Genomic DNA, 25375 nt, shown 5'->3' on the forward strand with positions numbered 1-25375 from the left:
ATCAGAGGTTCTGGTTGACGTATTTGAGCATGTCGTCGGTGGCCGAGATCATCTTTGAATTGACCTCATAGGCACGCTGCGTCTCGATCATGTCGACGAGCTCCTCGACGACATTGACGTTCGACGCCTCCAGCATCCCCTGCCGCACCGAGCCGCGTCCGTCCTCGCCTGGCACGCCCATATTGGCGGCGCCGGAGGAGGCGGTTTCCTTGACGTAATTGTCCCCGGCGCTTTGCAAGCCCGCCGAATTGGGGAAGTTCGCGATCTGGATCTGCCCCAGCGTCTGCGGATTGCTCGAGCCGGGGACGGTGGCGGAGACGGTGCCGTCGGTGCCGATCGTGATCGATGTCGCGCCCTGCGGCACGGTGATCCCCGGCATCACCTGATAGCCGTCGCTGGTAACCAGCTGCCCTTCCGGCGAGCGCGAGAAATTGCCCGCGCGGGTATAGCCGAGCTGGCCGCCGGGCATCTGCACCTGGAAATAGCCGTCGCCGTCGATCGCGAGATCGAGGCTGTTGCCGGTGGTGTTGAGCGAGCCGGTCGTATCGATCCGCGCCGTACCCTGCACGCGCACGCCGGTGCCCAGGTTCAGCCCGGTGGCATATTGCGTCGATTGCGTCGACTGCGCCCCCGGCGCGGTGACCACCTGATAGCCGAGCGTCGCGAAAGCCGCGCGATCGCGCTTGAACGCGGTGGTATTCACGTTCGCGAGATTGTTCGAAATGACGCGCATGCGCATGTCCTGGGCGTCGAGCCCGGTGCGCGCGATATGCATGGCGGCGGTGGTCATCGTTCAGTTTCCTCAGGCTGGAAGGCGCATGACGGATGCCGCGCCCTCGTCCATATCCTTGGCGTTCTTGAGCATGCTGGCCTGCACCTCATAGCTGCGCTGATTCTCGATCATGTCGACCAGCGCCTGCGTCATGTTGACGTTCGACCCCTCGAGCGTGCCGGACGCGACCTGCGCGTCGAGATTCTCCGGCAGCGATCCGCCGCCGCGCACGTGAAGCAGGTTATCCAGCCCCTTCACGGTATCGGCGCCATTGTCCGAAACGAGCTTTATCTTGTCGATCACCTGCGGCTTGCCCGATGCCTCGCCCTGCGGGACGATCGAGATCGAGCCATCCGAGCCGATCGTCAGCGAATTGTATGGCGGGATGGTGATCGGGCCGGACTGACCCATCACCAGAAAGCCGTCCCCCGTCTGCAATGTGCCAGATGCGGTGACCGACAGATCGCCGCGCCGCGTATAGGCTTCCCCCCCGTCGGGTGCCTGCACCGCGATCCAGTCCTTGCGGTCGGTGACCGCTACATCGAGACTGCGCCCGGTGGAGATCAGCGTGCCCTGCTGGCGATCAGCGTCGGTCACTTCCGACGAGGTCGGCGCGCGCGCCATCAGCGATGCGCCCCCACCCGTCAGCTGGATCTGATCGAACACCACGCGATCGGCGCGAAAGCCGGTGGTGGAGGCGTTGGCCATATTATTGGCGATCGCGGCCTGGGCCTGCATATGCGCCCGCAGCCCCGTCGCCGCCGTATAGACCAGCTTATCCATCTACGCCTCCCGCGCGCTCTTCGCGATCACGACCGGATGTTGAAGATCGTCTGGGAAATCTGATTGTCGGTATCGAGCGCCTTGGCATTCGCCTGGAAGTTGCGCTGCGCCGCGATCAGATTGACCAGCTCTTCGGTGATATCGACGTTCGAGCGCTCGATCGTACCCGTCATCAGAGAGCCAAGGCCGTTCTGGTTCGCCGATCCGGCGACCGGATCGCCCGAAATGCCGGTGGCCTGCCAATAGCTGGACCCGATCTGCCGCAGGCCCGAAGGGTTGGCGAAATTGATGATCGCCACCTTGCCGAGATTGCGGACATCGCCGTTCGAATAGCTCGCCTTGACGAGGCCTGTCTCATCGATGGTCACGCCGGAAATCTGCCCGACGGAGGAGCCGTCCTGCGTCCGCGCCGAAACGTTGAAGGGCGACGCGATCTGCGTGGTGGACGCACCGAAATCGACCGTGACCGTCTGCGCCGCGGTAGCGCCCGATGGCGTGACCGGATCGAACGTGGTGGTGTTGCCGCCGGTGAGCTGGCCCGCGCTGTTGAAGGTCATCGTCGTGCTCGGCGCGCCGCCGGCGGTAAGCTGCTGGTCGCCGATGTAGCTGAACGCGCTCCACGTGCTGTTGCCGGATGCGTCCGGCGTGGTGTCGCGCCGGAAATAGGTGGTCATGGTGAGCGCATTGCCGTTCGCATCGAAAACGGTGCTCGACGTGGAATTGTTGTAGCTGGTCGGATCGAAGCGATCGAACGTCGCGTTGCTGGGCAGGCCGGCGCTGGACGACAGGTTGAGCGTGTATTTCACGTTCGATGTGGCGACCGCGACGCCGCTGGTGGACGGAAGCTGCAGCGACACGGTGGAATCGAGGCCGGATGCGACGACCGCGCCGGAGCCGTCGACCGGATAGACCTGCAGATGGCCGCCGTTCGAATCGACCACATAGTGGTTCGCATCGACGCTGAAGCCGCCGTTGCGCGTGAAGTTCACCTTCGCCGCCTCGGGATCCGGCTTCACCGCGAAGAAGCCGTCGCCGGAGATCGCGAGATCGAGCGCGTTGCCCGACTGCGTGAAGCTGCCCTGCGTGAACTGCTGGATGTTGCCCTTCACGATCGTGCCGGAGCCTACCATCGAGGTGGGCGAGGTGGAGATGTTGCTCGCGATCACGTCGGCAAATTCCGAGCGCGACTTTTTGAAACCGTTCGTTGCGACGTTGGCCAGATTATGGCTGATGACCGACATATCGGTCTGCGCCGCCTGAAGGCCGGTGAGCGAAGTGTAGAAGGCCATGGGGGATTACTCCTGTGAAATTCAGCCGATCTGGCGGACGGCGGAGGCATTGGTATCGCCAAGGCCGGGAAGCGAGAGGACGGTGCTGCCGCTGGTGGTCGACACCGACGTGACCGGCGCCCAGACGAGCCCGGTTGCGGCAACCGTGGCGCCGCTGTTCTGCGCGGAAACCGCGATCGTGAACGGGCCGGTGCCGGCGGCGGCGCCCTGATCGGTCGTGCCGTCCCAGTCATAGGCGACGGTGCCCTTGGACTGCGGCCCGAGCTTCATCGTCTTCAGCACCTCGCCATTGGCGTCGCTGATGGTGACGTTGACGTTGGTGGCATCGCCGCCCAGTTCGATCGATCCGGTGAGGCCGCCGGAGGTGCGGCCATAAGCGACATTGCCAGGCACCAGCACGGTCTTGCCGATATAGCTCACCGCGTCCGATGTGGTGGCGGCGCCGAGCTTGTCGGCGATCGCCTTCAGCGTCGTCGACATGTCCGAAATGCCGGCGAGCGACGAGAATTGCGCCATCTGCGCGACCATCTGCGTATTGTCGACGGGCGAGAACGGATCCTGATTCTGCATCTGCGCCGTCATCAGCTTCAGAAAATCCGCCTGGCCGAGCGTCGTCTGGCCGGTGTTGGCGGTGGAGGAACTGGTGGTCGATCGGGCGATGCCGAGCGATGCCAGCGTAGAATCGAACGTGCTGTCGGTGGTGGTCATCTATCAGCGCCCCAATTTGATGGTGTCGAGGATCAAAGACTTTGCGGTGTTCATCACCTCGACGTTGTTCTGGTAGCTGCGCGCCGTCTCCATCATGTCGACGAGCTCGCGGGTTTCATCGACGGCGGCTTCGTAGATATTGCCGTCCTTGTCGGCGATCGGATTACTGGGATCGTACCGCTTCGTCGGCGTGCTGCCGGCGGTGACGACCTGCACCGCATCGACCGTCGACAGGCCGGAGGCGGCGTCGAAGGTGGTGCGGAACACCGGCTTGATCGTGCGATAGGCATCCGCTTCCGAACCGGCGATGCCGCCTGCGTTGGCAAGGTTCGACGCGGTCGTGTTCATGCGCACGAGCTGCGCGGACATCGCGCGCCCCGCCACCTGGAAGATCGACATCGGCGTGGCCATGCTCACTCTCCCTTCAGCGCGCGGGTGATCTGGCTGATCCGCCCGTTCAGGAAGGAAAGCGTCGTCTGATACTGGACGGCGTTTTCGGCGAAGGCGGTCTGCTCCTGGCTCAGATCGACGGTGTTGCCGTCCATCGAGGGTTGCAGCGGCACGCGATATTTCAGGCTCGCGTCAAAGCCGGTGTCGCCACCTTGCTCGACCGCGCCAAGCGCCTGCTGGAAGTTCACGTCACGCGCCTTGAAGCCCGGCGTGGAAGCGTTGGCGATGTTCGACGCGAGCAGCCCCATGCGCTGCGAGCGCACCGTGAGCGCGGCGCCGTGAACTCCGAACAACGTGTCGCTGGCCATCGGCCGGGTCTCCTGCACGGGAATGTGCGGTGAAGGATCAGCAAGCAGCGTGCCAATTGCCGGCACAGCGCGGGTCAAGCGTCGTCCGCCGCGCCGGGCGGCAAGATCTTGCCGGTTGGCCGGCAACGATTGCCGCCGAGGCGCGCGGTACTGGCAACCCATCGCTCGCCGATCGCAGCGGAAGCGACATAGGCGGAAAACTGGCCCGAGCCTTGCAGAACACGCAGGCATGACCCCAGGCACGTTCCTCGACCCCTATGCCGCGATCATCGTTGGTGGCGGCACGTTCGTCGCGGCGATGCTGCGCACGCCGTCGGCGGATCTTGGCCGCGCGCTGAAGGCGCTCGTCACATTGCCGAGGCGTGATTTTTCCGCAGAACCGCTGATCGAGCAGGTCAACGCCTTGTCCCGCATCGCCAGGCGGCATGGCACGATCGCGCTCGACCGCTCGGTCATCGCCGATGCCGATCTTGCCGCCGGCATCGCGCTGATCGTCGATGGCGAAGGTGCGGACGCGGTGATCCGCGAGATGCGCCATCGCCGGCGCGCGCGGATCGAGCGCCATGCCGCCGCCGCCGAGATGTGGAGCGGGATGGCGGAGGTAGCCCCTGCGATGGGCATGGTCGGCACGCTTGTCGGCCTGGTCGCGATGTTCACCCAGATGCGTGATCCGCGCGCGATCGGAGTCGCGATGGCCGTGGCGCTGCTCGCGACGCTCTATGGCGCGATCATCGCCAACCTCGTCGCCATGCCGATCGCCATGCGCCTGCGCGCCGCCGCGCGGATCGAAGCGTTCGAGCGTGCCCGGCTGGAGGCGCCGCTCGCCGCGCTCGCCATGCGCGAGGCGCCGCGCACCGCCGGCCCGGTCACCTTCTCGCCGATGCGGGAGGAGACGAAGTGACCGGTGAGACTGCCTTCGACGAATTTCCCGCGCGTGCGCCCGCGCGGCCGCTGTGGCTGATGACGCTCGCCGATCTCGCGCTGCTGCTCGTCGGCTTTTTCGTGCTGCTCCAGGCGAACCAGACGCTTGATCCGCACAAGCTGGCCGATGGTCTGCGCGAAGGGTTCGGCGGGAAGGCCGCCGCCGCGCCCGCCGCCCGCCCCAGCCCGCCCGCGATCCCGCTGGCCGCCAATATCGTGGCGGGTTTTGCGCCTGGCTCCGCCGGGCTTCCCGCCGCCCCCGACGCGCTGATCGCTTGGGCGACAGACGTGGCGCGCGATCCACGCGTTGCTCTCACCGTTACGGGCGGCACCGATGGCACGGCTGCCGACGTCGATCCGGATACCGGCAGCGCCGCCGTGCTCGCCACCGATCGTGCCCGCGCGGTCGCCGCCGCGCTGGGAAAGATCGCGCCCGGCCGCATACTGGTGGCCACCACCAATCGCGCTGGCCACCGCCAGGTCACCGTTACGCTTGCGTTCGCAGGCGAAGGAAATCCACAATGATCGCTCTCGCGCTGCTTGCCGCCGCCTCGTTCCAGGATATTGCCGCGCTTGATCGCGGCGTCTCCGCCTTTACCGGACGGCCGATCGGTGAGGAGGGCGGCGCGCGCGCGGCGGTCGATCCGCGCCTGCGGCTCGCGCAATGCCCGATGGTGTCGATGGCGTGGCGGACCGACGCGCATGACGCGGTGGTCGTCACCTGCACCGGGCCGGAATGGCGCATCTTCGTGCCGGTGGTGATGCCCGCGCGCACCACCGTCATCTCGTCGCCCGCCAGTGCGCAGGCCCCGGCACGCAACGCCGAGAAGATCATCAAGCGCGGCGATCCGCTGATGATCGAGGCCGGATCGAACGGCTTTTCCATCATGCGGGAGGGCGTTGCGATGGGCGACGCAGCCGTCGGCGAACGGCTGATGGTGAAGGTCGATACTGCGCGGATGCCCGTCCAGGCGGTCGCCGTGGAGCCCGGCCGCGCGACGCTTCCCGGCTGGGGCGAACAATGATGCTAAAAGTTTCCCGCGCCCGGTCGTTTAAGCCCATGTCAGCGAAACCGGGAAGGTGCGGACATGGTGGATTCTATCGGCTCAAGGCCTGTCACGACGAACGACCTGCCGGTCGCGCCGGTCGTGCGCGTCCAGGCGCCCAGCGCTGTTCCGGCGGTATCGAACCAGTCGGACACGGCGGTATCGCAGAGCCAGCAGTCACCCACGCTCGCCTCCCAGCTAGCGGCGAAGCCGCCCGTCGACGCCGAACGCGTGCGCCGTATCAAGGAGGCGCTGGCGAACGGCACCTTTCCGCTCTCTCCCGCAACGCTGGCCGATCAATTGATCGCGCTTCGCTACGATTGGCTTGCCAATGACAAGGCGTGACGCGCTGATCCGCGTGATCGATTCGCTTCACGCAGAGATCGCGGCGCTGAAAGACAATGACATCGGCGCCCTCGAGCGCGCGACAGCGGAAAAGCTGGCCACGATCGAAACGCTGCGCGCGCTGGGCGACGGCCCCGCCAGCCCCGAATTGCAGGAGCTGGCGAGCGAGGCAAACCGGCTGAACGAAACCTGCCGCATCTATGTCAACCTGATGGCGGCAAATGTTCGCCGCCGGCTGCAGCTGCTTACCGGCGAGGGCGGCAATGCCTATCGCCGCGGGCCCGTCACCGCCTACGCCTGACGGGCGGCCTTCCAGCTTAACCGCTACTGGCACGGTTTTTGCTGAGGTATTCCCGAACAGGGAAACCAACGTAGCTGATGACCGTCAACGCCATCACCGCCAATGCCGGCCGCATCCAGTCCGCGATCCAGCGGGCGGCAGCGCGCACCGGCATCGATTTCGACTATCTGCTCGGCCAGGCGAAAGTCGAAAGCGGGCTGAACGCGACTGCCAGCGCAACCACCTCCTCTGCGCGCGGGCTGTATCAGTTCGTCGAGCAGAGCTGGCTGTCGGTGATGAAGCAGCACGGCAGCGAATACGGCCTCGGCTGGGCCGCGGGCGCGATCGGACGCACTGCATCGGGCAAGCTTTCGGTGAGCGATCCGGCGACGAAGCAGGCGATTCTCGCGCTGCGCAACGATCCCGAGATCGCCGCCGCGATGGCCGCCGAACACGCATCCGACAACAAGGATGCACTGGAAAGCGCGACCGGCCGCACCGCCACCGGCACCGATCTCTATATGGCGCATTTCCTCGGCCTGGGGGGCGCGCGCCGCTTCCTCACCAACATGCAGAACAATCCGGATGCCAGCGCGGCCAGCCTGTTTCCCGCCGCCGCGCGCGCCAATCGCAGCGTGTTCTATAACGGCGACGGCAGCGCGCGATCGCTTTCCGACGTCTACCAGCGTTTCGCGAGCAAGCTTGGCGATGGCGCCGGCAATGCCGGCAACGGCGGCAATAGTTTGCCGCCCATGCAGTTTGCAGCGCAGGCGCTGGACCTGGATGGCGCGACCGTCGTCACCGGCGCGAACCAGACGGCGAGCGACGCGCTCTCATGGGCGAGCAATGCGCTCGGCGCGCGATCGGGCCAGACGCAGGCGGCCAGCCTGCTGCGCCCCACGCCGGATACGGCGCGGCTCGCCTACATGATGCTCGCGCGGATGGGGGGCTAGCACCTGATGAAATTGCTCGCCAACGCCCGCAGCGCCGCGCTCCCGCTCGCGATCCTGCTGCTCGTCGTCGTGATGGTGGTGCCGATCCCGGCGGCGCTGCTCGACGTGTTTTTCGTGGCAAATATCGCGATCAGCCTTGCGGTACTGATGGTGGCGCTGAACGCGCAGAAGCCGCTCGATTTCTCCGCCTTCCCCACGGTGCTGCTGTTCGCGACGCTGTTCCGCCTCGGCCTGAACGTCGCCTCCACCCGCGTTGTGCTGGTGCACGGGCATGAGGGCGAGGCGGCCGCCGGCCATGTGATCGAATCGTTCGGCACCTTCCTGATCGGCGGCGATTATGTCGTCGGCATCTTCGTCTTTGCGATCCTGATGATCATCAACCTGATCGTGGTGACCAAGGGCGCAGGCCGGGTATCCGAAGTGTCGGCGCGCTTCACGCTCGATGCGCTGCCCGGCAAGCAGATGGCGATCGACGCCGATCTCAACGCCGGCCTCATCACGCCGGACGAAGCCAAGAAGCGCCGCGTCGAGGTATCGACCGAGGCGGATTTCTACGGCTCGATGGATGGTTCGTCCAAGTTCGTGAAGGGCGATGCGATCGCGGCGATCCTGATTCTGGCGGCGAACATCATCGGCGGCCTGATCCTCGGGCCGATCAGCCACGGCATGTCGCTGGGCGCGGCGGCCAAGGGCTACACCCTCCTCGCGATCGGCGACGCGCTCGTGGCGCAGCTTCCCAGCCTGATGCTGTCGATCGCCGCCGCCGCGATCGTCACCCGCGTCTCCTCCGAGAAGGATCTCGCCGGGCAGATCGGCAGCCAGTTCGGCGCGGCGCGCACCTGGACGCCGGTGGCCGGCATCCTCGCGCTGCTCGGCGTATTGCCCGGGATGCCGCACATGGTGATCCTGCCCGCCGCCGCCATCGCCGGATTCGCGGCGTGGAAACTGCGCCAGATCGCCAACCGCCCCGCGCCCGTGGTGGAGGTCAAGGCCGAGCCGGTCGATCAATCCCGGATCGGCTGGGACGAGGTGACGGACGGCATGATGGTCAACCTCGACATCGGCTACGGGCTGGTGCCACTGGTCGATGAGCGCAAGGGCAGCCCGCTCATGTCGCGCATCACCGGTGTTCGCCGCCAGCTTTCCAAGGATCTCGGCTTTGTCGTGCCGCAGGTGAAGGTGCGCGACGACATCAATCTTGCGCCTTATACCTATCGGCTGCTCGTCGGCGGCGTGGTTGTTGGCGAGGATCAGGTATCGCCCGACGAGATGCTGGCACTGGATACGGGCACCGGCTTCGGCGAGCTGCACGGCAAGAAGGCGAAAGACCCGACCTTCGGGCTGGACGCGACATGGATCGTGCCGGGGGATGCCGATGCGGCGACCGGCGCGGGTTATCTGGTGGTCGATTCCGGCACCGTCATCGCGACCCATCTCAACCATGTGCTCGGCGCGAACGCTGCCGATCTGCTGAGCGCCGACGAAGTGCAGGCGCTGCTCGAGGGGCTGAAGGAGCGCAATCCGCAGCTCGTTGCTTCGCTGTCTCCGCAACCGCTGTCCGTCACGACGCTGACGACGGTGCTCAAGAGCCTGCTGGCCGAAGGCATTTCGCTCAAGGAATTCCGCCGCATCGCCGGCGCCATCGCGGTTATCGCGCAGAAAACGCAGGACGCCGAAGAAATCGTCGAGCTGATTCGCCCCGAACTCGGGCCGCTCATCATCCAGAAACTGTGCGGCGTGCGCGAGCCGCTGCGCGTGATGACGCTCGAGGGCCAGCTTGAAGGGCTGCTTGGCCAGGCGGTGCGCAGCGATCCGGCGCGACGGCACGTGATCGAGCCTGATCTCGGCCGCCGCATCGTCGACGCGCTGCAACGCGCCGCGCAACCGCTGGTCAACGAAGCGAAACCGTTTGCGCTGGTCGTCCAGCCCGCGATCCGCGTCGCGATCCGCAAACTCGTCAAAACCGTGCTGCCGGATACCCCTGTCATGAGCTTCTTCGAAGTACCGGAAGACAAGGCCGTCGAAGTTGTCGCCGTGATCGGCGCGCAAGAGGCGCTGCCGGCATGAGCGCGGAGCCGCATCGCGATGCCTTCGCGAACGCCGCGCCACTGACGTATACGCCCCGCGCACGCGCGCGGGACGAGACGGCGCTGGTCAAGGAGCATCTGCCGCTCGTCCGGCGGCTGGCGTGGCATGTCCACGGCAGTGTCTCGACCGCGGTGGAGGTCGAGGATCTCGTGCAGGTCGGCCTCGTCGCGCTGGTCGAGGCGGTCGCGACGTTCGAGGACCGCGGACAGGTGACGTTCAAACAGTATCTCGCCACCCGGCTGCGCGGGGCGATGATCGACGAGCTGCGCCGCCATGCGGCCATGACACGGGGCGCGATCCGCCGCCGCCGCGAGTATCGCCGCGTGACCGCGCAACTCGCGACCGAGCTTGGCCGCGCGCCGACCGATGGCGAGGCGGCCGAGCGGCTCGGCGTGACGCTGGAGAAGCTGCGCACCGATTACGTGGCGGCCGAGGCGGTGCGCTTCGACCCGCTCGACGAAGTATATGCCGATGACCAGCCATGGTTCGCCAGCGACGAGCCAGATGCTTTCGACCAGCTCGCGGATGGCGAGCTGCGCGATATGCTGATCGCGGCGATCGAGGCGCTGCCGGAGCGCGAGCGGATCGTGATACACCTCTATCACGTCGAGGAACTGAACCTCGAGGAGATCGGCCAGACACTGGGCGTAGGCGCTGCGCGCGTGTGCCAGATCAAATCGGCCGCCCATGCGAAGCTCAAAAAGGCCCTGCTGCCGCGCTGAGCGAGGCCGCGCGCCGCCCCACGACCGCGAACACCAAAGCGCCGGCCATCGCGCCGGCGCCATCTTTTTGGGAACACGGACAAACGAAACCCCGGTGGCCTGTCGGTCACCGGGGTCCGTAACAGGCTCCGACACCCTGTGGGGGGGCGGCGCCGAAGCCGGGCGGCTGATTACTGAAGCAGCTTCAGCACGCTCTGCTGCGACTGGTTCGCCTGCGCCAGCATCGCGGTCGACGCCTGCGACAGGATCTGCGCCTTGGCGAGGTTCGTCGATTCGGTCGAGAAATCTGCGTCCTCGATCCGGCTCTGCGCGTCGGACAGGTTGGTGACGTTCGAAGTCAGGTTGTTGACCGCCGACTCGAGCTGGTTCTGCGACGCGCCGAGCCCGGCGCGGGTGTTCGCGATCTCGGTGATCGCATCATCGAACTGCGACAGATCGGTGATCGGCGTCGTCGCGCTCGCAGCGGCCGTAACGGTCGTCGTCTTGCCGGCGGCGGCGGTGAGGTCGGTGGACAGGTCGAGCGTCACCGTGTCGGCGCTGTTGGCGCCGGCCTGGATCACGACCTTGCCGTCGCCTGCCGAGCCGGCCGAGCCGTCAAACAGGTTCTGACCGTTGAACTGCGTGTTCTTCAGCACCGAATCGATCTGCGTCGCGAGCGCCTTCTGCTCGGCGGCGATATTCTTCTTGTCGGCCGTCGAATACGTGTCGTTGCCGGCCTGGACCCCCAGTTCACGCATACGCTGCAGCATGTTCGTCACTTCGTCGAGCGAGCCTTCTGCCGTCTGCGCCATCGAGATGCCGTCGTTGGCGTTGCGGATGCCCTGGCTCATGCCGCGGATCTGCGAGGTCATGGATGCGGCAATGGCGAGGCCGGCGGCGTCGTCCTTGGCCGAGTTGATACGCTTGCCGGTCGACAGGCGCTCCATCGCGGTCGACAGCGCGCTGTTGGCGCTGACCGATGCGGCAGTCGCGCGCATCGCGTTGGTGTTGGTTGCGATAACCGTCATGTTCATTCTCCGTCGTGGCTGACGGGTCCGCCGCCCCCCGAAGTGCGGATGGCCGAGCCGTCAACCATCGAAACGACCGGCCGCCGCCGCGTTTTAGTGATCACCGGAAAAATTTCGCGTTCGCCGGGGCCAATGCGTGCGCAGTCGCGCCCGATCGCGCTCGCATGCGCTACGCGCGCGTGCGCCCGGAAAAAATCTGCCGGCCGGCAAATTCCTATACTTGCCGTTAACCTTTTTCTCTCATTCTGGGCTGACCGAAACACCGGGGGGAAAATGCGGTCCATCGTTCCGTCAGCGGCAATCGCCGAACGCCATGTCGCGCTGCTATCGTCGCTGCGCGCGCAGGGCTTCGCGGTTGAGAAGCCCGGCGCCCGCGCCACCGCCGACATGATGTGGCTGGCCGCGCCCGGCGAAATGAGCCCTGCCCCGGCGCGCACCGTGCTGATCGGCGAGGGCGTTCGCGCGGTCGTTCCGGCGAACGATGGTGCACCGGCGAGAATCACCTTTGATCGCGCGGATGCCGTGGTCGGCAACGCTTTCGCCCGCGCGCTGATCGCCGGCCCGGATGCCCCCACCGCTGCCGATCCCGAGAGCCTCGCGCTGTTCGCGCTTGCCGAGCGCGTCGCCGAGGCCGACATCACCGTGCTCATCAATGGCCCGACCGGCACTGGCAAGGAAGTGCTGGCGCGGACCATCCACCAGAATTCCGCACGCCGCGACGGCCCGTTCATCGCGCTCAATTGCGCCGCACTGCCCGAAACCATGCTGGAAGCGATGCTGTTCGGCCATCAGAAGGGCGCTTTCACCGGCGCCTCTTCCGGCGGCGAAGGCTTTTTCCGCGCAGCACATGGCGGCACGATCCTGCTCGACGAAATCGCGGAAATGCCGCTCGCGCTGCAATCCAAATTGCTGCGCGTGCTGCAGGAGCGCGAGGTGGTGCCGATCGGTGCGACCCAGCCGATCGCGGTGGATGTGCGTGTCATCGCCTGCGCCAATCGCGATCTCCAGACCGAGGTAGCGGAAGGCCGATTCCGCGCCGATCTTTATTACCGGCTGTCGGTTTTCCCACTCGCCACCAAAGCACTGGCGGACCGCCCGCAGGATATTCCCGCGCTCGCCGCGACGATGATCCTGCGCCATGCCCGCAACCGCGCGATCGTGCCATGGCCGTCGGCCGAGGCGATCGCGGCGCTTTGCGCGCATGACTGGCCCGGCAACGTCCGCGAGCTGGAGAATGTCATCCAGCGCGCGCTGCTCTTCGCCGGCGGCGACACGATCGAGGCGGGGCATATCGTTTTCGATCGCCCGGCCGCCGCGCCGCGCATCCCTGCTGACGAGGCATCCACGCTGGGCAAGGTGGTGCAGCTTTCCGAGTTCGCCGCGATCCGCGAAACGCTGCGCGCGTGCAACGGCAGCCGGATCGAGACCGCGCGTCGGCTCGGCATCTCCGAGCGCACGCTGCGCTACCGGCTCGCCCGGGCACGCGAGCAGGGCGAGGATATCGCCGCCCCGCATAGCAAGGTGGCGTCGGCATGAGCGGCATCGACAGCGTGGGCGGTATCGACCGCGTGATGGCGCTGCGCGCGCAGATTCTGGAACGCAACCAGGCATTGTCGCGCGCCGGCCAGTCTGTCGCGGCGCCGCAATCCGGCGGCATATCGGGCGCGACGCAGGCGCCAAGCTTCTCGCAATCGATGGAGACCGCGCTCTCCAGGGTCAATGACACGCTGCAGAAGGCGTCCGCCCTTTCCGAAGCCTATGAGCGCGGCGAGACGGTCGACATCGCCAAGGTCATGCTCGCGCGCCAGGAGGCCTCCGTCGGCTTCGAGGCGACGCTGCAGGTCCGCAACAAAATCCTGTCCGCCTACAAGGACATCATGAGCATGCCGGTGTAAGATATGGCCAACGCACTCGCTCCTTCAAACCCGGTGATCCCTGAGCGGTTCGCCAATCCCCTGCGACAGATCCAGGGCGTGTTCGCGCAGCCCGCGGTGCGCCGCGCCGGCCCGATGGCCTTGCTGATCGGGCTGATCGGCGCGGCAGCGCTCGCCTGGTCGATGCTCGCGACGCCGCCGCAGAAAACGCTGTTCTCCGGCCTTGCCGACAGCGACAAGGCGGCGGTCACCTCCGCGCTCACCGCCGCAAACATCAAGAGCCATGTCGATACCGGCACCGATTCGCTCACGGTGGCGGAAGATGATTTCGCCAGGGCACGGATGCTGCTGGCGGGTCAGGGCCTGCCGAAATCCACGCCCGCGGGTTACGCGATCCTGGATCAGCTGCCGATGGGCGTGTCCCGGGCGGTGGAAGGGGAGCGGCTGCGGCAGGCACGCGAAACCGAGATCGCGCGATCGATTCAGGAGATCGATACGGTGGCGGAGGCACGGGTCCACCTTGCCGTGCCGGAAGCCAGCGTGTTCGTGCGCGACAATGCCGCGCCATCCGCTTCGGTGGTGCTGAAGCTCCAGCCGGGACGGTCGCTCAGCGACGCGCAGGTCGGCTCGATCGTCAATCTCGTCGCGTCGTCGGTGCCGGGAATGAAGCCGGACAACGTGACCGTCGTCGATCAGATGGGTGGGCTGCTCTCAAAATCCGGCGGGCAAACGGATAACGGCAGCGAACAGCGCATTCGCGTGCAGCGGCAGGTGGAGGACAAATACCGCCAGCAGCTCATCCAGCTCCTGACCCCGCTGGTCGGCGCGGGAAATTTCACCGCCGAGGTGCAGGCCGACGTCAATCTCGACGAAACGCAGGCGACCCGCGAAAGCTATGACAAGCAGGGCACGCTGCGGGCCGAGGCCGGCAACTGGACCGGCAATCAGGCCGCGAACGGCGCGCAGACACCCGGTGGCATCCCCGGCACGCTGAGCAATACCCCGCCGCCCGCGAGCACCTTGCAGAAGCCGCAGCCGGCGACCGGCGCGAGTGGCCAGCCGCAGCCGGCCGCCTCGCCTTCTCCCGCTGCCGGCGCTCCCGCCCCGGATGCGAACAAGCAGTCGGACCAGTTTCAGCGCGCCTATGATCTGGGCAAGGAAGTGTCGGTCACGCGCGCCGCGCCGGGCGGAATCAAGCGGCTGTCGGTCGCCATCCTGTTGCGTGAGCCGGACAAGGGCCGCCGGACCGCGATGGAGGTGGGCCAGATCACCGATCTCGTGAAATCGGCGGTCGGCTTCGACGCCGCGCGCAACGACAATGTGACGGTCATCAGCAAGAAGTTCGCCGATGCATCGGCAATGGCGAGCGGGCCGAAATGGTATGACAACAGCTGGCTTCCGGTGCTCGCCCGCAACATCACCGCCATCGTGATCGCGCTGCTGGTGCTGTTGCTCGGCGTCCGCCCGCTGGCCAAGGCGCTGATGAAGAAGCGCGATGATGCTTCGACCGCTCCAGCGCTCGCCGGGCCAGGCGGCGCTCAGATGGGCAGCGCCGGTGCGATCACGGGCGAAGGCGGCGGCATCCAGATCGCCGGCCCGGTGGGGATCGACGATCTCGAACGGGCGCAGAGCTATGAGGAGCGGATCGGCGCCGTGCGCGGCTTCACTCGCGACAACCCGGCGCGCGCCGCGCTCGCGGTTCGCGACATGATAAAGGCATAATCCGGTGAACGCCCCAACCACCGCGATCGTCCGCAGCTTCAGCGGAATCGAGCGCGCGGCTGTGCTGATGATGCTCGTCGGTGAGGAAGAGGCTGCCGCGATCCTCCAGAAGCTGGAGCCGGATGAGGTGCGCCAGCTTGGCAAGGCGATGTTTTCCGTCGCGGACGTGAGCGAGGGCGAAGTGGCGGGGGTGCTCGACGATTTCGTCGGCCGTGCCCGCGAGCGCACCGGCATCGCCTTCGACCCGCGCCCGAAAATCGAGGCGGTGATGCATCGCGCACTCGGCCAGGAAAAGGCCGACAGCGTGCTCGCGCGCATCACGCCGACGGACGCGGCGTGCGGGATCGACCTGCTCGACTGGATGGACGCGGCCGAGATCGCCGGCATGATCGAGAAGGAGCATCCACAGATCGCCGCGGTGCTGATCGCCAATCTCGATCCCTCGGTCGGCAGCCAGGTGCTCGAACTGCTCCCCGCAGCCGTTCAGCCTGAAGTGCTGCATCGCATTGCCACGCTCGGCCCGATCACGCCGGAAGCGGTGGAGACGCTGCGCACCATGCTCGCGAACCGCGGCAGCAGCGCGCAACAGGGCGCGCAGATGCAGCTCGGCGGCACGCGCGAGGCGGCGAAGATTCTGCAAAGCGCGCGCAAGGCGACCGAGCAGCGGGTGATGCCCAAGCTGTTCAAGCTCGACAAGGAAACCGCCAAGGCGATCGAGGAGGCGATGTTCGTCTTCGACAATCTTCTCGACATGGACGACAAGAATCTGGGCACGCTGATCCGCAACATCGACGGCGATATTCTCACCCGCGCGCTGAAGGGCGTGGACGAGGCAGCGCGCAACCGTTTCCTCGGCTGCATGTCCGCCCGCGCCGCCGACGGCATACGCGACGACATGGAAGCACGCGGACCGATGAAGCTTTCCGAGGTCCTGGAGGCGCAGAAGGCGATCATCCAGATCGCCCGCAATCTGGCCAAGGACGGCACGATCATGATGGGCGGCGGCGAGGACGATTATGTCTGAGGCCTCGCAGGATTTCGTCGTCGGCCTTTCCGCGCGCGGCAGCGACGCAGCGCTGCGCCTGCAACGCAGTTTCGCCGAACAGACACCGGGCTTCGCCCCCGCCGATCTGATCGCGCGGATCAAGGAAGCGTTCACGGGCGAAGGTGAAAGCCGTCCGCGCGGCTACGCGCCGGCCGATGCCGGCACCAGTCCAACCGAGGGCTGGAACCCGCTCGACGCATGCGCCGAGCCGTCCCCCTTCATCGATCCGGTGCAGGTGGCGCAGCAGGCCGGGTTCGACGCTGGCTATGCCGCCGCGCAGGCCGAGCATAACGAGGCGGCGGAGCGCGATCGCGCGCTGCTGGCCCGGCTGGTCGAGGCAATGCGATCGGATGCGCGAATCGATCGCGAGCGACTGGCCGCGCATCTGCGGCAAACGGTGCTGCATCTCGTAACGCGGCTGGTCGGCGAGACAGGCGTGTCTGGAGAGCTGCTCGCCGCGCGTGTCAAAACGGCGACCGAACTATTGGCCGACGCGTCGGAGAGCGCGATGCTGCGCGTCCACCCGGCCGATATCGCGCTGCTTGAAGGGCATCTGCCGGCGACGGTTTTTGCGATCGGCGATGCGCAGGTAACTCGCGGCAGCTTCGTGATGGAGGCCGCCTCCACGATCGTCGAGGACGGGCCGGAAATCTGGCTCGACCAGCTGGCACGCGCGCTCGACAAGATTGCCGTGCCGAAATTTTCCTCCGACGCGGATTGACGCGGGCGCGATGCTGAACCGTTTCACCGAAGATTATCTGGACGCTCTGGATGCGGGCGACTTCCGCCCCGTACCAAAGGTCTCCGGCCGGCTCGCCTCGTTCGACGGGCTGCTGATGGAAGCGATCGGGCTCAATCTGCCGGTGGGCACGGTCTGCCAGGTCGGGGATCGCGCGAACGGGGTGGAGGCCGAGGTGATCGGCTTCCGCAACGGCCGCACGTTGCTGATGAACCTCGGCGGCCCGGCCGCGCTGCTTCCGCAGGCGCCGGTGCGGCCGATCGGCGAGCCGGGCGCGGCGGAGGTGGGCAAGGCGCTGCTCGGCCGCGTGGTCGATGGCGCTGGCCGCCCGATCGACGGGCTTGGCGCGATACGTGGCGCGGGCGCGTGGCCGCTCGCGGGGAGGCACCAGTCTCCGCTTGATCGCGGGCGCGTGCTGCAACCGCTTGATGTCGGTGTTCGCGCGATCAATGGCCTGCTGACGATCGGCAAGGGCCAGCGCATCGGTATCATGGCGGGCTCGGGCGTCGGCAAATCCGTGCTCCTCGGAATGATGGTGCGCGCGGCGAAAGCCGATGTGATCGTCATCGGGCTGATCGGCGAGCGGAGCCGCGAAGTGGCCGACTTCCTCGAAACCAAGGTCGCGGGGCAGGCGCGCGCAAAAAGCGTCGTCGTCGCCGTCCCCGCCAATCATTCGCCGGTGCTGCGCATTCGCGGCGCGCTGCGCGCCACCGCCATCGCCGAAGCCTTCCGCGCGGAGGGCAAGGACGTGCTGCTCATCATGGATTCGCTCACTCGCGTCGCGCATGCGGGGCGGGAGATCGGCCTTGCTCTGGGTGAGCCGGCGTCGGCGCGTGGCTATCCGCCGTCGGCGATCGCGATGCTGCCCAATCTGATCGAGCGGGCGGGCACCGACGTTACATCGGGCGGCTCGATCACCGCGATCTACACCGTGCTGGCCGATGGCGACGACGGCAACGATCCGGTCGTTGATTCCGCGCGCTCGATCCTGGACGGGCACATCGTGCTTAGCCGCACGCTTGCCGAGCGCGCCGTCTATCCCGCGATCGACATATCGAAATCGGTGAGCCGCGTGATGACCGACATCGCCGCGCCCGCGCATATCCAGGCCGCGCGCGTGCTTCGTCGCCATCTTGCGACCTATGAGGAAAATCGCGATCTGGTGCTGATGGGCGCCTATCGCAGCGGCAGCGATGCGGAGATCGATGCCGCGATCGCCTATCACCCGGCAGTGATGGAATTCATCCGACAGGACGCAGACGCGATCGTGCCGTTAGAGGATTCGGTTGCGGAGCTGACCGGCGTGTTCGGCGATGGCTGATCCAAAGAAGCTCGCTCGCGTACTGCGCGTGCGGACGCTGCAGCTCGGACTGGCGCATGCGGATGAGGCGCGGGCACGCGCGGCGCATCAACAGGAAGCCGCGCTTTCGTCCCGGATCGCGCTGCTGGCGGATGAGGTCGCGCCCGCACCGGTGGGCGCGGCCGGTTTCTCGCTTGCCGCGGCGGCACATTATCGTGAGCGGCTGCACCGGTCGGCCGAAACCGCCGCGAACCGGGTTCGCAGCGCCGAAGCCGACGCCGAGCGCGCCGCTGCGGCCACCCGCGCAGCGAAGCGCGATCAAGGCGCAGTCGAAAAACTGATCGAGCGCGGAATGGCCGATGCCGCGCTGCGCGAAATCCGCGCCCTCCGCGAGACGCCCCCGGTTCGAAAGATCCGGCACGATCCTTGCTGAGTACTGGTCGGGAACAACACCGCCGACGAGCAGGGACTCATGAACGCAGTTTCGAACCTCGCGCCATCCTCGCCTAAAACCGCAAATCCCGCCTTAGCGGCAGGCGGGGCGCCCGCGCGTGCGGCATTCTCCTCGCTGCTCGATCCGGCTGTCAGCACAGGCGACGATGCGGTTGCCGCGCGGCAGGACGATGCCGCAACCGGCAAGGATTTGCCGGACACGGGCGACAGCGCGAACCCGATTGCGTGGCTCGCGCCAGATCTCGTGACGCTTCCACCAAGCATGCCGACGCCCGCGCCGGTCAGCGCGCCAACTTCGGACAGCCGGCCCGCGTCGAGCGCGGCGAATACGCCCGCAGATGCGATCACGCCCGCTGCGATGTCGGTGCTGGCGTCGGATCGCGGGAACAGGATGATGGCGCTCCCTTCAGTCGCCGACCGCGCGCCGATCATCTCGGCCCCGGCCGCAACGACCACTCCACCCGGGCCGCCGCCGCCCGCGGCCGGCGCGGCGCATGTTCCCCTTGAACCGGTCATTATCACGCCGCCCGCCACTGCGCCGGATCAGGCGCCAGCACAGCCCGAAGCCTCCCCGCCCCGGTTGATCGTGCTGCCACCCGTCGGCCCGGCGGAGCCGGAGCCGGCGATCGGCAAGACGCCCGCCGCCGCGGCGCCATCGCCGCCGTCAGCCGGTTCGGTGGCATCGCCAGCGGTCGTGCTGACGCCCGCACCCGCGCAAGCCGAGCCTGAGGTTGCACGGATCGCCCCCGCCGCCCAGGTTTTCGCAGCAGCGATCCAGCGTGCAGCTAGCGAGGATCGTCCCGCCACCGACCAGGCGCAAGCCTCGCTAGCCGTCTTCCCGGCAGGCACCGACAATTCCCTGCATGCAGTGACCGCGTCGGCCGACCCGCGACAGACAGCGCTCGATATGAGGCAGGACAACTGGCCCCACCAGATGATCCAGCGAATCGACGCGCTGCGCGACGCCGCCAATGCCAACGACGCCAGCATCCGCCTGATCCCGGACGCGCTCGGCAAGATCGACGTGTCGCTAAAGCGCGAGGGAGACGGTGTTTCGGTCCACCTGGACGCGCATCAGCCCGAAACGCGACAGATCCTTGCGGAAGCCCAGCCGCGTCTGACGGAACTCGCCGAAGCGCGCGGGCTGAAGCTTTCCGCCACCACCGGCGGCACGAGCGATGCCGGCGGCCAGCCGCTGGCGCAGCAACAGCAGCAGCGCGCCAGCCAGAACGCCGCGAAGAACTCAGCGCCTCCGGGCGCCGCAACCGAGGCGGATCACGCCGCCGACACCGATGAACGCATCGCCTGATGCCCAAGGAAAGAGACATGAGCGACACCGACGCCCAGGCCGCAGCGCCCGCCAGGAAGAAGAAAAAACTGCCCAAGATCATCCTGCTGGTGGTCGGCGCCTTGGTGCTGATCGGCGGCGGGGTGGGCGCCGGTCTGTACGCGGCCGGATCCGGGATCATCGGCGGCAAGAGCACCGCTCATGAGAAGCCCGGCCCGAAGCTCGTACCGAAAAGCGAGCAGAAGCACGCTGGCGAAGGCAAGGAAGAGGGCGGCCACGGCGGCGGCGAAAGCGCCGAGGCCAAGCCGGCGGAGAACCACGGCATGCCCACGCCCGCCGGCGAGGGCGGCGATCGCTACGCCTCCAACTACTACGCGATGGAGAAGGATTTCACCGCGAACCTTCAGGATTCGGTGCATTTCCTGCAGGTCGGTATCGCGATCTCGACGCCTTATGACGATACGGTCATCCGCAACATCAAGACGAATGACATCGCCGTACGCTCCGCCATCCTGATGGCGCTGGGCGATACCGGCGAGGATCAGGTGTTCACCTCCGACGGCAAACAGGCGCTGGCGAAGCGGCTGGCGGTGGCGATCAACAAGGTTCTTAAGGAAAAGGAAGGTTTCGGCGGCGTTGGTAACGTCTACTTTACCAATTTCGTTGTTCAGTGAGCAGGCATGGTTAACGCCGCTTCACCTTCTGACGCCGATCGGCGCGAGCGCACCCGGAGCGAGACCGTCCAGCCGGGCGGGCTCGGCCAGACGAAGCTCAATCCGTTCGGCGATCTGCACACGTTGCAGCATCTTTCCGCGCGGCTCGCACGGAGCCTGCGCGGCGTGTTCGAGCCGGTGCTGCGGCAGGAGGCGAGGACATGGGCGGAGCCGCTGATGGTGCAGCGCTTCGCCGATTATCGGGCCGAGCGCCCGGACCAGCTGACCGCGTGGCTGCCGCTCGGCATGGACGATCGCACCGCGTTGTGCGTGTTCGACGGGCGGTTCGTGCTCGAACTGCTCGATCTGTTCTTCGGCGGCACCGGCCATGTGCCGGCCGAGCTGCCCACCGAATTCTCTCCCGCCGCCGACGCGATGGTGTCGCGCCTTGGCGAGATGATCGCCACGCCGCTGGCCGCCGCATGGGAGCCGCTCACCCACGTCAACTTCACCGTCGGTCGCTGCGAGGCTAATCCGGCGATGCTCAACAACATCGAGGCGGACGATGCGATGATCGTCACGCGGTTTGGCATCGCCGCCGGCCAGGCGCGCCCGGTCTTCGTCGATCTCGTCTATCCGGTCACGGCGCTGAAGCCGCATGGCACCGCGCTGACCGGCAAGGTCGTCGCCAAGCCCGCCGAGCAGGATGCGCAATGGACTGCCGCGCTCACCCGCGCCGCGATGCAGGTGCGTTTCCCCGTCCGCTCGGTGCTGGCCGAGCCGGTCATCAGCCTCGCCCGGCTCATGGAATTGCAGCCCGGGGACGTGATCCCGATCCATTTCACCAACGACGTGCCGGTGATGGTTGGCAACGACCGCCTCGGCACCGGCACTGTCGGCACCGCCAACGGCCATGCCGCCATCCGCCTCACCAAACTCAAGAGCCTTGAAGGACAGTTCGCATGAACGACATGACCGGCACATTCGCGGTGGACCCGGACGCCTCGGGCGCGGTGGCGGCCAACTTCCGGCTGTTGCAGGATGTCGACGTCAAGCTGACGGTCGAGATCGGCTCGACCCAGCTCACGCTGCGCGAACTGCTGGCGCTGGGCGAATCGAGCGTTATCGAGCTGGACCGGCAGGCCAACGAGCTGCTCGAGGTATTCGTCAACGGGACGCTGATCGGGCGCGGCGAAGTCGTGACGGTCGGCGAGCGTTTCGGCGTTCGGATGACCGAGCTGGTCAATCCTGACAAGCGCGGCTGACCCCGCGATGATGTGGACCTATGTTCTGAAGCTGGTCGTCCTGCTGCCGCTCGTCTGCGGGCTGATGATCGGCTCGCTTTATCTGTGGCGGCGGCTGGAAAGCCGGATGCCGGGCAAATCGGCGACGCGGATGATCGCGGTGCGCGAAACGATGATGATCTCCACCGGTGTGAAGCTGGCGGTGGTCGATTTTGAAGGATCGCGGCTGCTCGTCTCGGTCGGGCGGGGCGGCGTAACCCTGGTCGACAAGACGGTGGCGCGGGGCGAGATCGCATGAGCCTGACGCGTATCGGCGAAGGCCCCGCGCTGTTCCGCCAGCGCACCGCCCGACGGACGGATGGCGTTGCATGGGGCAAGGTCGCGCTCGCGCTGATCGCGATCGTACTGGCGCTGGCGATCGCCCTCCCCGCCTTCGCCCAGGTGGCACCACCGGCAGCACCGGCTGCACCGGGCGTGGGCGATGCCGTCGACCGTGCGCTCGGCCAGCTTTCCAGCGGCGCGGCATCGGGGCAGACCGGCAACGGATCGCTCTCGCTGTCGTTGCAGGTCCTCATCATCATGGGGCTGCTGACGATCCTGCCGGGCATCATCCTGATGATGACCAGCTTCACGCGGATCATCATCGTGCTGTCGATCCTGCGCCAGGCGATGGGCCTGCAACAGACCCCGCCCAATCAGGTGCTCATCGGGCTGTCGCTGTTCCTGTCTTTCTTCGTGATGGCGCCCGCGATCAACCAGATCAACACGCAGGCGATCCAGCCATATGCCGCCGGGAAACTTGCCGGCACCGACATGATAAGGACGGCCGGGGAGCCGCTCCACGCCTTCATGGCGAAACAGACGCGGGTGAAGGATCTGACGATGTTCGCCGAAATGGCGAAATCGGGCCCCTATGCCAATCCGAAGGACGTGCCGTTCTCGGTGTTGCTGCCCGCGTTCGTGACGAGCGAGCTGAAGACCGCCTTTCAGATCGGCTTCCTGATCTTCCTGCCGTTTATCGTGATCGATCTCGTGGTCGCGACCGTCCTGATGTCGCTCGGCATGATGATGCTGTCGCCATCGATCATCTCGCTGCCGTTCAAGCTGCTGTTGTTCGTCCTGGTGGACGGCTGGGCGCTGACGATGGGCAGCCTCGCCAACTCCTTCGCGACGTGAGCTCATCATGGCTGATGCTGATTATTTCCTGACCGTTGCGAACCAGACGATGTGGGTGCTGGCGCTCGCCGCCGCGCCGATTCTGATCCCGGCGCTCGTATCCGGCCTGATCTTCGGCATGATCCAGGCGGCGACCTCGATCAACGAACAGACGCTGACGTTCGTGCCGAAGCTGATCATCGTTGCGATCTCGATCATGGTGTTCGGCGGGCTGATCCTCGGCCTGCTGAGCGATTTCACGGTCAGCATCTTCGATCGGATCCCGGATCTGGTGCGTTAGACGATGCTGGGCTTCGGCCTTTCGATCGAGCCGCAGCTCTGGGCGCTCATCTTCGTGATGGTGCGCGTCGGCTCGGCGTTCATCGCCGCGCCGGTGTTCGGTAACGTATCGGTGCCGCTGCAGGTGCGCGTGGCGCTGTCCGGCGCGATCGGCGTGCTGGTGCTGGGCAGCCATCCGATTCAGCCGCCCGCGCAGATATTCGCGGTGACGACCTTCCTCGCGGTCGCCGCCGAGGCGCTCGTCGGCCTCGCGCTCGGCTTCATCCTGCAGATCGCCTTCGCCGCGCCGCTGGTGGCGGGTGAGATCATCGGCGGCTCGATGGGCATCGGCTTCGCCAACATGATCGATCCGGGCTCGGGGCGCTCGTCTCCGGCGATCGGCCTGTTTCTTTCGGTGATGTTGACGCTGCTGTTCCTGTCGCTCGACGGGCATCTGATCCTCGTCGACATGATCCTCAAAAGCTATACCGCGCTGCCGCCCGGCGCCGCGTGGCTGGCGACCGGGCAGATGCGCGATATCGCGATGTTCGGTGGCTACGCGTTTCTTGCGGGGCTGTTGCTGGCGCTGCCTGTCGGCTTCCTGCTTTTGTGCCTCAATCTTGTCGTCGGAATGCTGTCGCGCTCCGCCCCGGCGCTGAACCTGTTCGCGATCGGCCTGCCAGCCAGCCTCGGCGTCGGTGTGGTGAGCCTCGCCATCGCCTTCCCCGCGATGGGCGATTACATGCAGGTGATCGTACGCGAGGCGCTGGCCGCCACCTCATCGCTGGTGCTCGGCTGATGGCGGAGCAGTTCGGCGAACGGACGGAAGCACCAACCCAGAAGCGGCGGAAGGATGCCCGCGAACGCGGCGAACTGCTCAAGAGCCGCGACCTTGCCACCGCGCTGGTGATGCTGGCGGGGGTCGCGTGGATCGCCTTCTTCGGTTCGTCGCTGCTCAACGCGTGCAAGGCGGTGATGGCAGCCGCGTTCCGCTTCGATCGCGGCGATGTGGAGGATTTTCAGCCGTGGCGGCCGCTGGTGGAGGCGGGGTGGAAGCTCGCCCCCGCGATCGGAGCGTTGTTCGCGATCATGATCGCGGCGGCGATCCTGAGCCAGGCGACGCTTGGCTCGCTCGGCTTCAACGCGACGTTGCTCGCACCCAAGGCGTCGCGGGTCAATCCGGCGTCCGGACTGAAGCGCATCTTCGGCCCGACCGGCTGGATCGAGCTGGGCAAATCGCTGCTCAAGGTGGTGCTGCTCGGATCTATCGGCGCGTGGCTGCTCATTTCCTCATCGCGGATGATGTTCGGCCTCGCCTCGTCGGATATCGAGACGGCGGTCAGCGCGCTCGGCGGCACGCTGACGCATATTCTGATCGTGATGGCGCTGGGGCTGGTGGCGATCGCGCTGGTCGATGTGCCGGTGCAGATCATGCAATTGCTCGGCAAGCTGCGCATGACCAAGCAGGAAGTGAAGGACGAGCACAAGGAAAGCGACGGCAATCCCGAACTGAAGGGCCAGATCCGTGCCCGGCAGCGCGCGATCCTGTCGCGTTCTACCAAGAAGGCGCTTGCCTCCGCGCATGTCGTGCTCACCAACCCGACGCATTTCGCGGTCGCGCTGCGTTATGATCGCGGGCAGGATCAGGTGCCGGTAGTGGTCGCCAAGGGCCGCGGCGCGACCGCGCTCGCGATCCGCGAGATGGCGGGCGAGATGGCAGTGCCGGTGCTCGAATATCCGCAGCTCGCCCGCGCCGTCTATTACACCAGCCGCGAGGGGCAGGAGGTGCGCGACGACCTCTATCTCGCGATCGCGACGGTGCTGGCGTTCGTGTTCAACCTCAACCTTGCGATGGGCGGCAAGGCGCCCCCGGCGATCGAGGTGCCGCCGACCGCGCGGTTCGACGAAAATGGCGTGAATCAGGGGTAAAGATCGGCCGCATCCGGTCGTT

31 protein-coding genes are annotated in these 25375 nt (G+C 66.6%); 24 read left to right on the plus strand and 7 right to left on the minus strand.

Annotation, left to right across the window (positions count from 1 at the left end; translation table 11 throughout):
* Window position 1 precedes the first annotated feature (1 nt).
* Genes flgG through ACM61V_RS02840 form a run of 6 tightly spaced genes read right to left on the minus strand, consistent with a single transcriptional unit; the run spans window position 2 to window position 4310 of the window.
* On the minus strand, window positions 2-790 hold the full coding sequence (flgG, locus tag ACM61V_RS02815; RefSeq protein ID WP_137788443.1) for a flagellar basal-body rod protein FlgG: 789 nt from the start codon (window positions 788-790) through the stop codon (window positions 2-4).
* Between the two features lie 12 nt (window positions 791-802).
* Entirely contained in the window at window positions 803-1555 is a 753-nt protein-coding gene (locus tag ACM61V_RS02820) for a flagellar basal body rod protein FlgF (RefSeq protein WP_137788442.1), read from the minus strand.
* Between the two features lie 26 nt (window positions 1556-1581).
* Window positions 1582-2844, minus strand: a complete 1263-nt coding sequence (locus ACM61V_RS02825; RefSeq protein WP_137788441.1) for a flagellar hook protein FlgE — start codon at window positions 2842-2844, stop codon at window positions 1582-1584.
* A gap of 21 nt (window positions 2845-2865) precedes the next feature.
* Complete coding sequence (locus ACM61V_RS02830) at window positions 2866-3552, minus strand: flagellar hook assembly protein FlgD (RefSeq protein WP_137788440.1); 687 nt, start codon at window positions 3550-3552, stop codon at window positions 2866-2868.
* Window positions 3553-3555: 3 nt separating this feature from the next.
* Complete coding sequence (gene flgC / locus ACM61V_RS02835; protein ID WP_137788439.1) at window positions 3556-3963, minus strand: flagellar basal body rod protein FlgC; 408 nt, start codon at window positions 3961-3963, stop codon at window positions 3556-3558.
* Between the two features lie 2 nt (window positions 3964-3965).
* Entirely contained in the window at window positions 3966-4310 is a 345-nt protein-coding gene (locus ACM61V_RS02840; RefSeq protein ID WP_419713794.1) for a flagellar basal body rod protein FlgB, read from the minus strand.
* Between the two features lie 229 nt (window positions 4311-4539).
* Between ACM61V_RS02840 and ACM61V_RS02845 the strand changes: the two genes are divergently transcribed.
* From ACM61V_RS02845 to ACM61V_RS02880, 8 genes are all read left to right on the plus strand, one after another.
* Window positions 4540-5211: a motility protein A gene (locus ACM61V_RS02845; RefSeq protein WP_137788437.1), complete on the plus strand. Its 672-nt coding sequence runs from the start codon at window positions 4540-4542 to the stop codon at window positions 5209-5211.
* Window positions 5208-5756 (plus strand): flagellar motor protein MotB, encoded by a 549-nt coding sequence (locus ACM61V_RS02850; RefSeq protein ID WP_419713795.1) that lies wholly within the window; start codon window positions 5208-5210, stop codon window positions 5754-5756. The genes ACM61V_RS02845 and ACM61V_RS02850 overlap by 4 nt, the downstream gene beginning before the upstream one ends.
* On the plus strand, window positions 5753-6256 hold the full coding sequence (locus ACM61V_RS02855) for a flagella basal body P-ring formation protein FlgA (RefSeq protein ID WP_137787082.1): 504 nt from the start codon (window positions 5753-5755) through the stop codon (window positions 6254-6256). Before ACM61V_RS02850 ends, ACM61V_RS02855 begins: the two co-directional genes overlap by 4 nt.
* A gap of 63 nt (window positions 6257-6319) precedes the next feature.
* On the plus strand, window positions 6320-6622 hold the full coding sequence (gene flgM, locus ACM61V_RS02860; RefSeq protein WP_137787081.1) for a flagellar biosynthesis anti-sigma factor FlgM: 303 nt from the start codon (window positions 6320-6322) through the stop codon (window positions 6620-6622).
* Window positions 6609-6923: a flagellar protein FlgN gene (locus ACM61V_RS02865; RefSeq protein WP_137787080.1), complete on the plus strand. Its 315-nt coding sequence runs from the start codon at window positions 6609-6611 to the stop codon at window positions 6921-6923. Before flgM ends, ACM61V_RS02865 begins: the two co-directional genes overlap by 14 nt.
* Window positions 6924-7000: 77 nt before the next feature.
* Complete coding sequence (locus ACM61V_RS02870) at window positions 7001-7855, plus strand: lytic transglycosylase domain-containing protein (RefSeq protein WP_137787079.1); 855 nt, start codon at window positions 7001-7003, stop codon at window positions 7853-7855.
* Between the two features lie 6 nt (window positions 7856-7861).
* Window positions 7862-9922: a flagellar biosynthesis protein FlhA gene (gene flhA / locus ACM61V_RS02875; protein WP_137787078.1), complete on the plus strand. Its 2061-nt coding sequence runs from the start codon at window positions 7862-7864 to the stop codon at window positions 9920-9922.
* On the plus strand, window positions 9919-10665 hold the full coding sequence (locus tag ACM61V_RS02880) for a sigma-70 family RNA polymerase sigma factor (protein WP_137787077.1): 747 nt from the start codon (window positions 9919-9921) through the stop codon (window positions 10663-10665). Before flhA ends, ACM61V_RS02880 begins: the two co-directional genes overlap by 4 nt.
* A 170-nt stretch (window positions 10666-10835) precedes the next feature.
* Here ACM61V_RS02880 and ACM61V_RS02885 read toward each other — a convergent pair whose 3' ends face one another.
* Entirely contained in the window at window positions 10836-11672 is an 837-nt protein-coding gene (locus ACM61V_RS02885; protein ID WP_137787076.1) for a flagellin, read from the minus strand.
* A 273-nt stretch (window positions 11673-11945) separates the two neighbouring features.
* Between ACM61V_RS02885 and ACM61V_RS02890 the strand changes: the two genes are divergently transcribed.
* From ACM61V_RS02890 to ACM61V_RS02965, 16 genes are read left to right on the plus strand one after another with little or no spacing between them, the layout of a single operon-like run.
* Window positions 11946-13208, plus strand: a complete 1263-nt coding sequence (locus tag ACM61V_RS02890; protein WP_137787075.1) for a sigma-54 interaction domain-containing protein — start codon at window positions 11946-11948, stop codon at window positions 13206-13208.
* Complete coding sequence (fliE, locus tag ACM61V_RS02895) at window positions 13205-13567, plus strand: flagellar hook-basal body complex protein FliE (protein ID WP_419713796.1); 363 nt, start codon at window positions 13205-13207, stop codon at window positions 13565-13567. Before ACM61V_RS02890 ends, fliE begins: the two co-directional genes overlap by 4 nt.
* A 3-nt stretch (window positions 13568-13570) precedes the next feature.
* Window positions 13571-15268, plus strand: coding sequence for a flagellar basal-body MS-ring/collar protein FliF (gene fliF, locus ACM61V_RS02900; RefSeq protein ID WP_137787073.1), 1698 nt, complete (start codon window positions 13571-13573; stop codon window positions 15266-15268).
* A 4-nt stretch (window positions 15269-15272) separates the two neighbouring features.
* Window positions 15273-16292 carry a flagellar motor switch protein FliG gene (gene fliG, locus ACM61V_RS02905; RefSeq protein ID WP_283214563.1) on the plus strand — a complete coding sequence of 340 codons (1020 nt, stop codon included), beginning with the start codon at window positions 15273-15275 and terminating at the stop codon, window positions 16290-16292.
* A complete protein-coding gene (locus ACM61V_RS02910; protein ID WP_137787072.1) occupies window positions 16285-17034 on the plus strand; it encodes a FliH/SctL family protein in 750 nt (249 codons plus the stop codon). The genes fliG and ACM61V_RS02910 overlap by 8 nt, the downstream gene beginning before the upstream one ends.
* 10 nt (window positions 17035-17044) lie before the next feature.
* Window positions 17045-18373: a FliI/YscN family ATPase gene (locus ACM61V_RS02915; RefSeq protein WP_137787071.1), complete on the plus strand. Its 1329-nt coding sequence runs from the start codon at window positions 17045-17047 to the stop codon at window positions 18371-18373.
* Window positions 18366-18785 carry a hypothetical protein gene (locus tag ACM61V_RS02920; RefSeq protein WP_137787070.1) on the plus strand — a complete coding sequence of 140 codons (420 nt, stop codon included), beginning with the start codon at window positions 18366-18368 and terminating at the stop codon, window positions 18783-18785. Before ACM61V_RS02915 ends, ACM61V_RS02920 begins: the two co-directional genes overlap by 8 nt.
* A 39-nt stretch (window positions 18786-18824) precedes the next feature.
* Complete coding sequence (locus ACM61V_RS02925; protein WP_137787069.1) at window positions 18825-20114, plus strand: flagellar hook-length control protein FliK; 1290 nt, start codon at window positions 18825-18827, stop codon at window positions 20112-20114.
* 17 nt (window positions 20115-20131) lie between these two features.
* Window positions 20132-20767: a flagellar basal body-associated FliL family protein gene (locus ACM61V_RS02930; RefSeq protein WP_137787068.1), complete on the plus strand. Its 636-nt coding sequence runs from the start codon at window positions 20132-20134 to the stop codon at window positions 20765-20767.
* Window positions 20768-20773: 6 nt separating this feature from the next.
* Window positions 20774-21712: a flagellar motor switch protein FliM gene (locus ACM61V_RS02935; protein ID WP_137787067.1), complete on the plus strand. Its 939-nt coding sequence runs from the start codon at window positions 20774-20776 to the stop codon at window positions 21710-21712.
* Complete coding sequence (fliN, locus tag ACM61V_RS02940; RefSeq protein ID WP_137787066.1) at window positions 21709-22011, plus strand: flagellar motor switch protein FliN; 303 nt, start codon at window positions 21709-21711, stop codon at window positions 22009-22011. Before ACM61V_RS02935 ends, fliN begins: the two co-directional genes overlap by 4 nt.
* Before the next feature lie 7 nt (window positions 22012-22018).
* Window positions 22019-22288, plus strand: a complete 270-nt coding sequence (locus ACM61V_RS02945; protein ID WP_137787065.1) for a flagellar biosynthetic protein FliO — start codon at window positions 22019-22021, stop codon at window positions 22286-22288.
* Window positions 22285-23166, plus strand: a complete 882-nt coding sequence (gene fliP / locus ACM61V_RS02950) for a flagellar type III secretion system pore protein FliP (RefSeq protein ID WP_137787064.1) — start codon at window positions 22285-22287, stop codon at window positions 23164-23166. Before ACM61V_RS02945 ends, fliP begins: the two co-directional genes overlap by 4 nt.
* Window positions 23167-23173: 7 nt before the next feature.
* Window positions 23174-23446, plus strand: a complete 273-nt coding sequence (fliQ, locus tag ACM61V_RS02955) for a flagellar biosynthesis protein FliQ (protein ID WP_137787063.1) — start codon at window positions 23174-23176, stop codon at window positions 23444-23446.
* Between the two features lie 3 nt (window positions 23447-23449).
* Window positions 23450-24223: a flagellar biosynthetic protein FliR gene (gene fliR, locus ACM61V_RS02960; RefSeq protein ID WP_137787062.1), complete on the plus strand. Its 774-nt coding sequence runs from the start codon at window positions 23450-23452 to the stop codon at window positions 24221-24223.
* The gene (locus tag ACM61V_RS02965; protein WP_137787061.1) at window positions 24223-25353 is read left to right on the plus strand and encodes an EscU/YscU/HrcU family type III secretion system export apparatus switch protein; all 1131 of its coding nucleotides are present in this window, start codon (window positions 24223-24225) and stop codon (window positions 25351-25353) included. Before fliR ends, ACM61V_RS02965 begins: the two co-directional genes overlap by 1 nt.
* Window positions 25354-25375: the final 22 nt, after the last annotated feature.

The sequence above is a fragment of the Sphingomonas sp. TX0543 genome (genome assembly GCF_048565505.1).
Lineage (GTDB): Bacteria > Pseudomonadota > Alphaproteobacteria > Sphingomonadales > Sphingomonadaceae > Sphingomonas.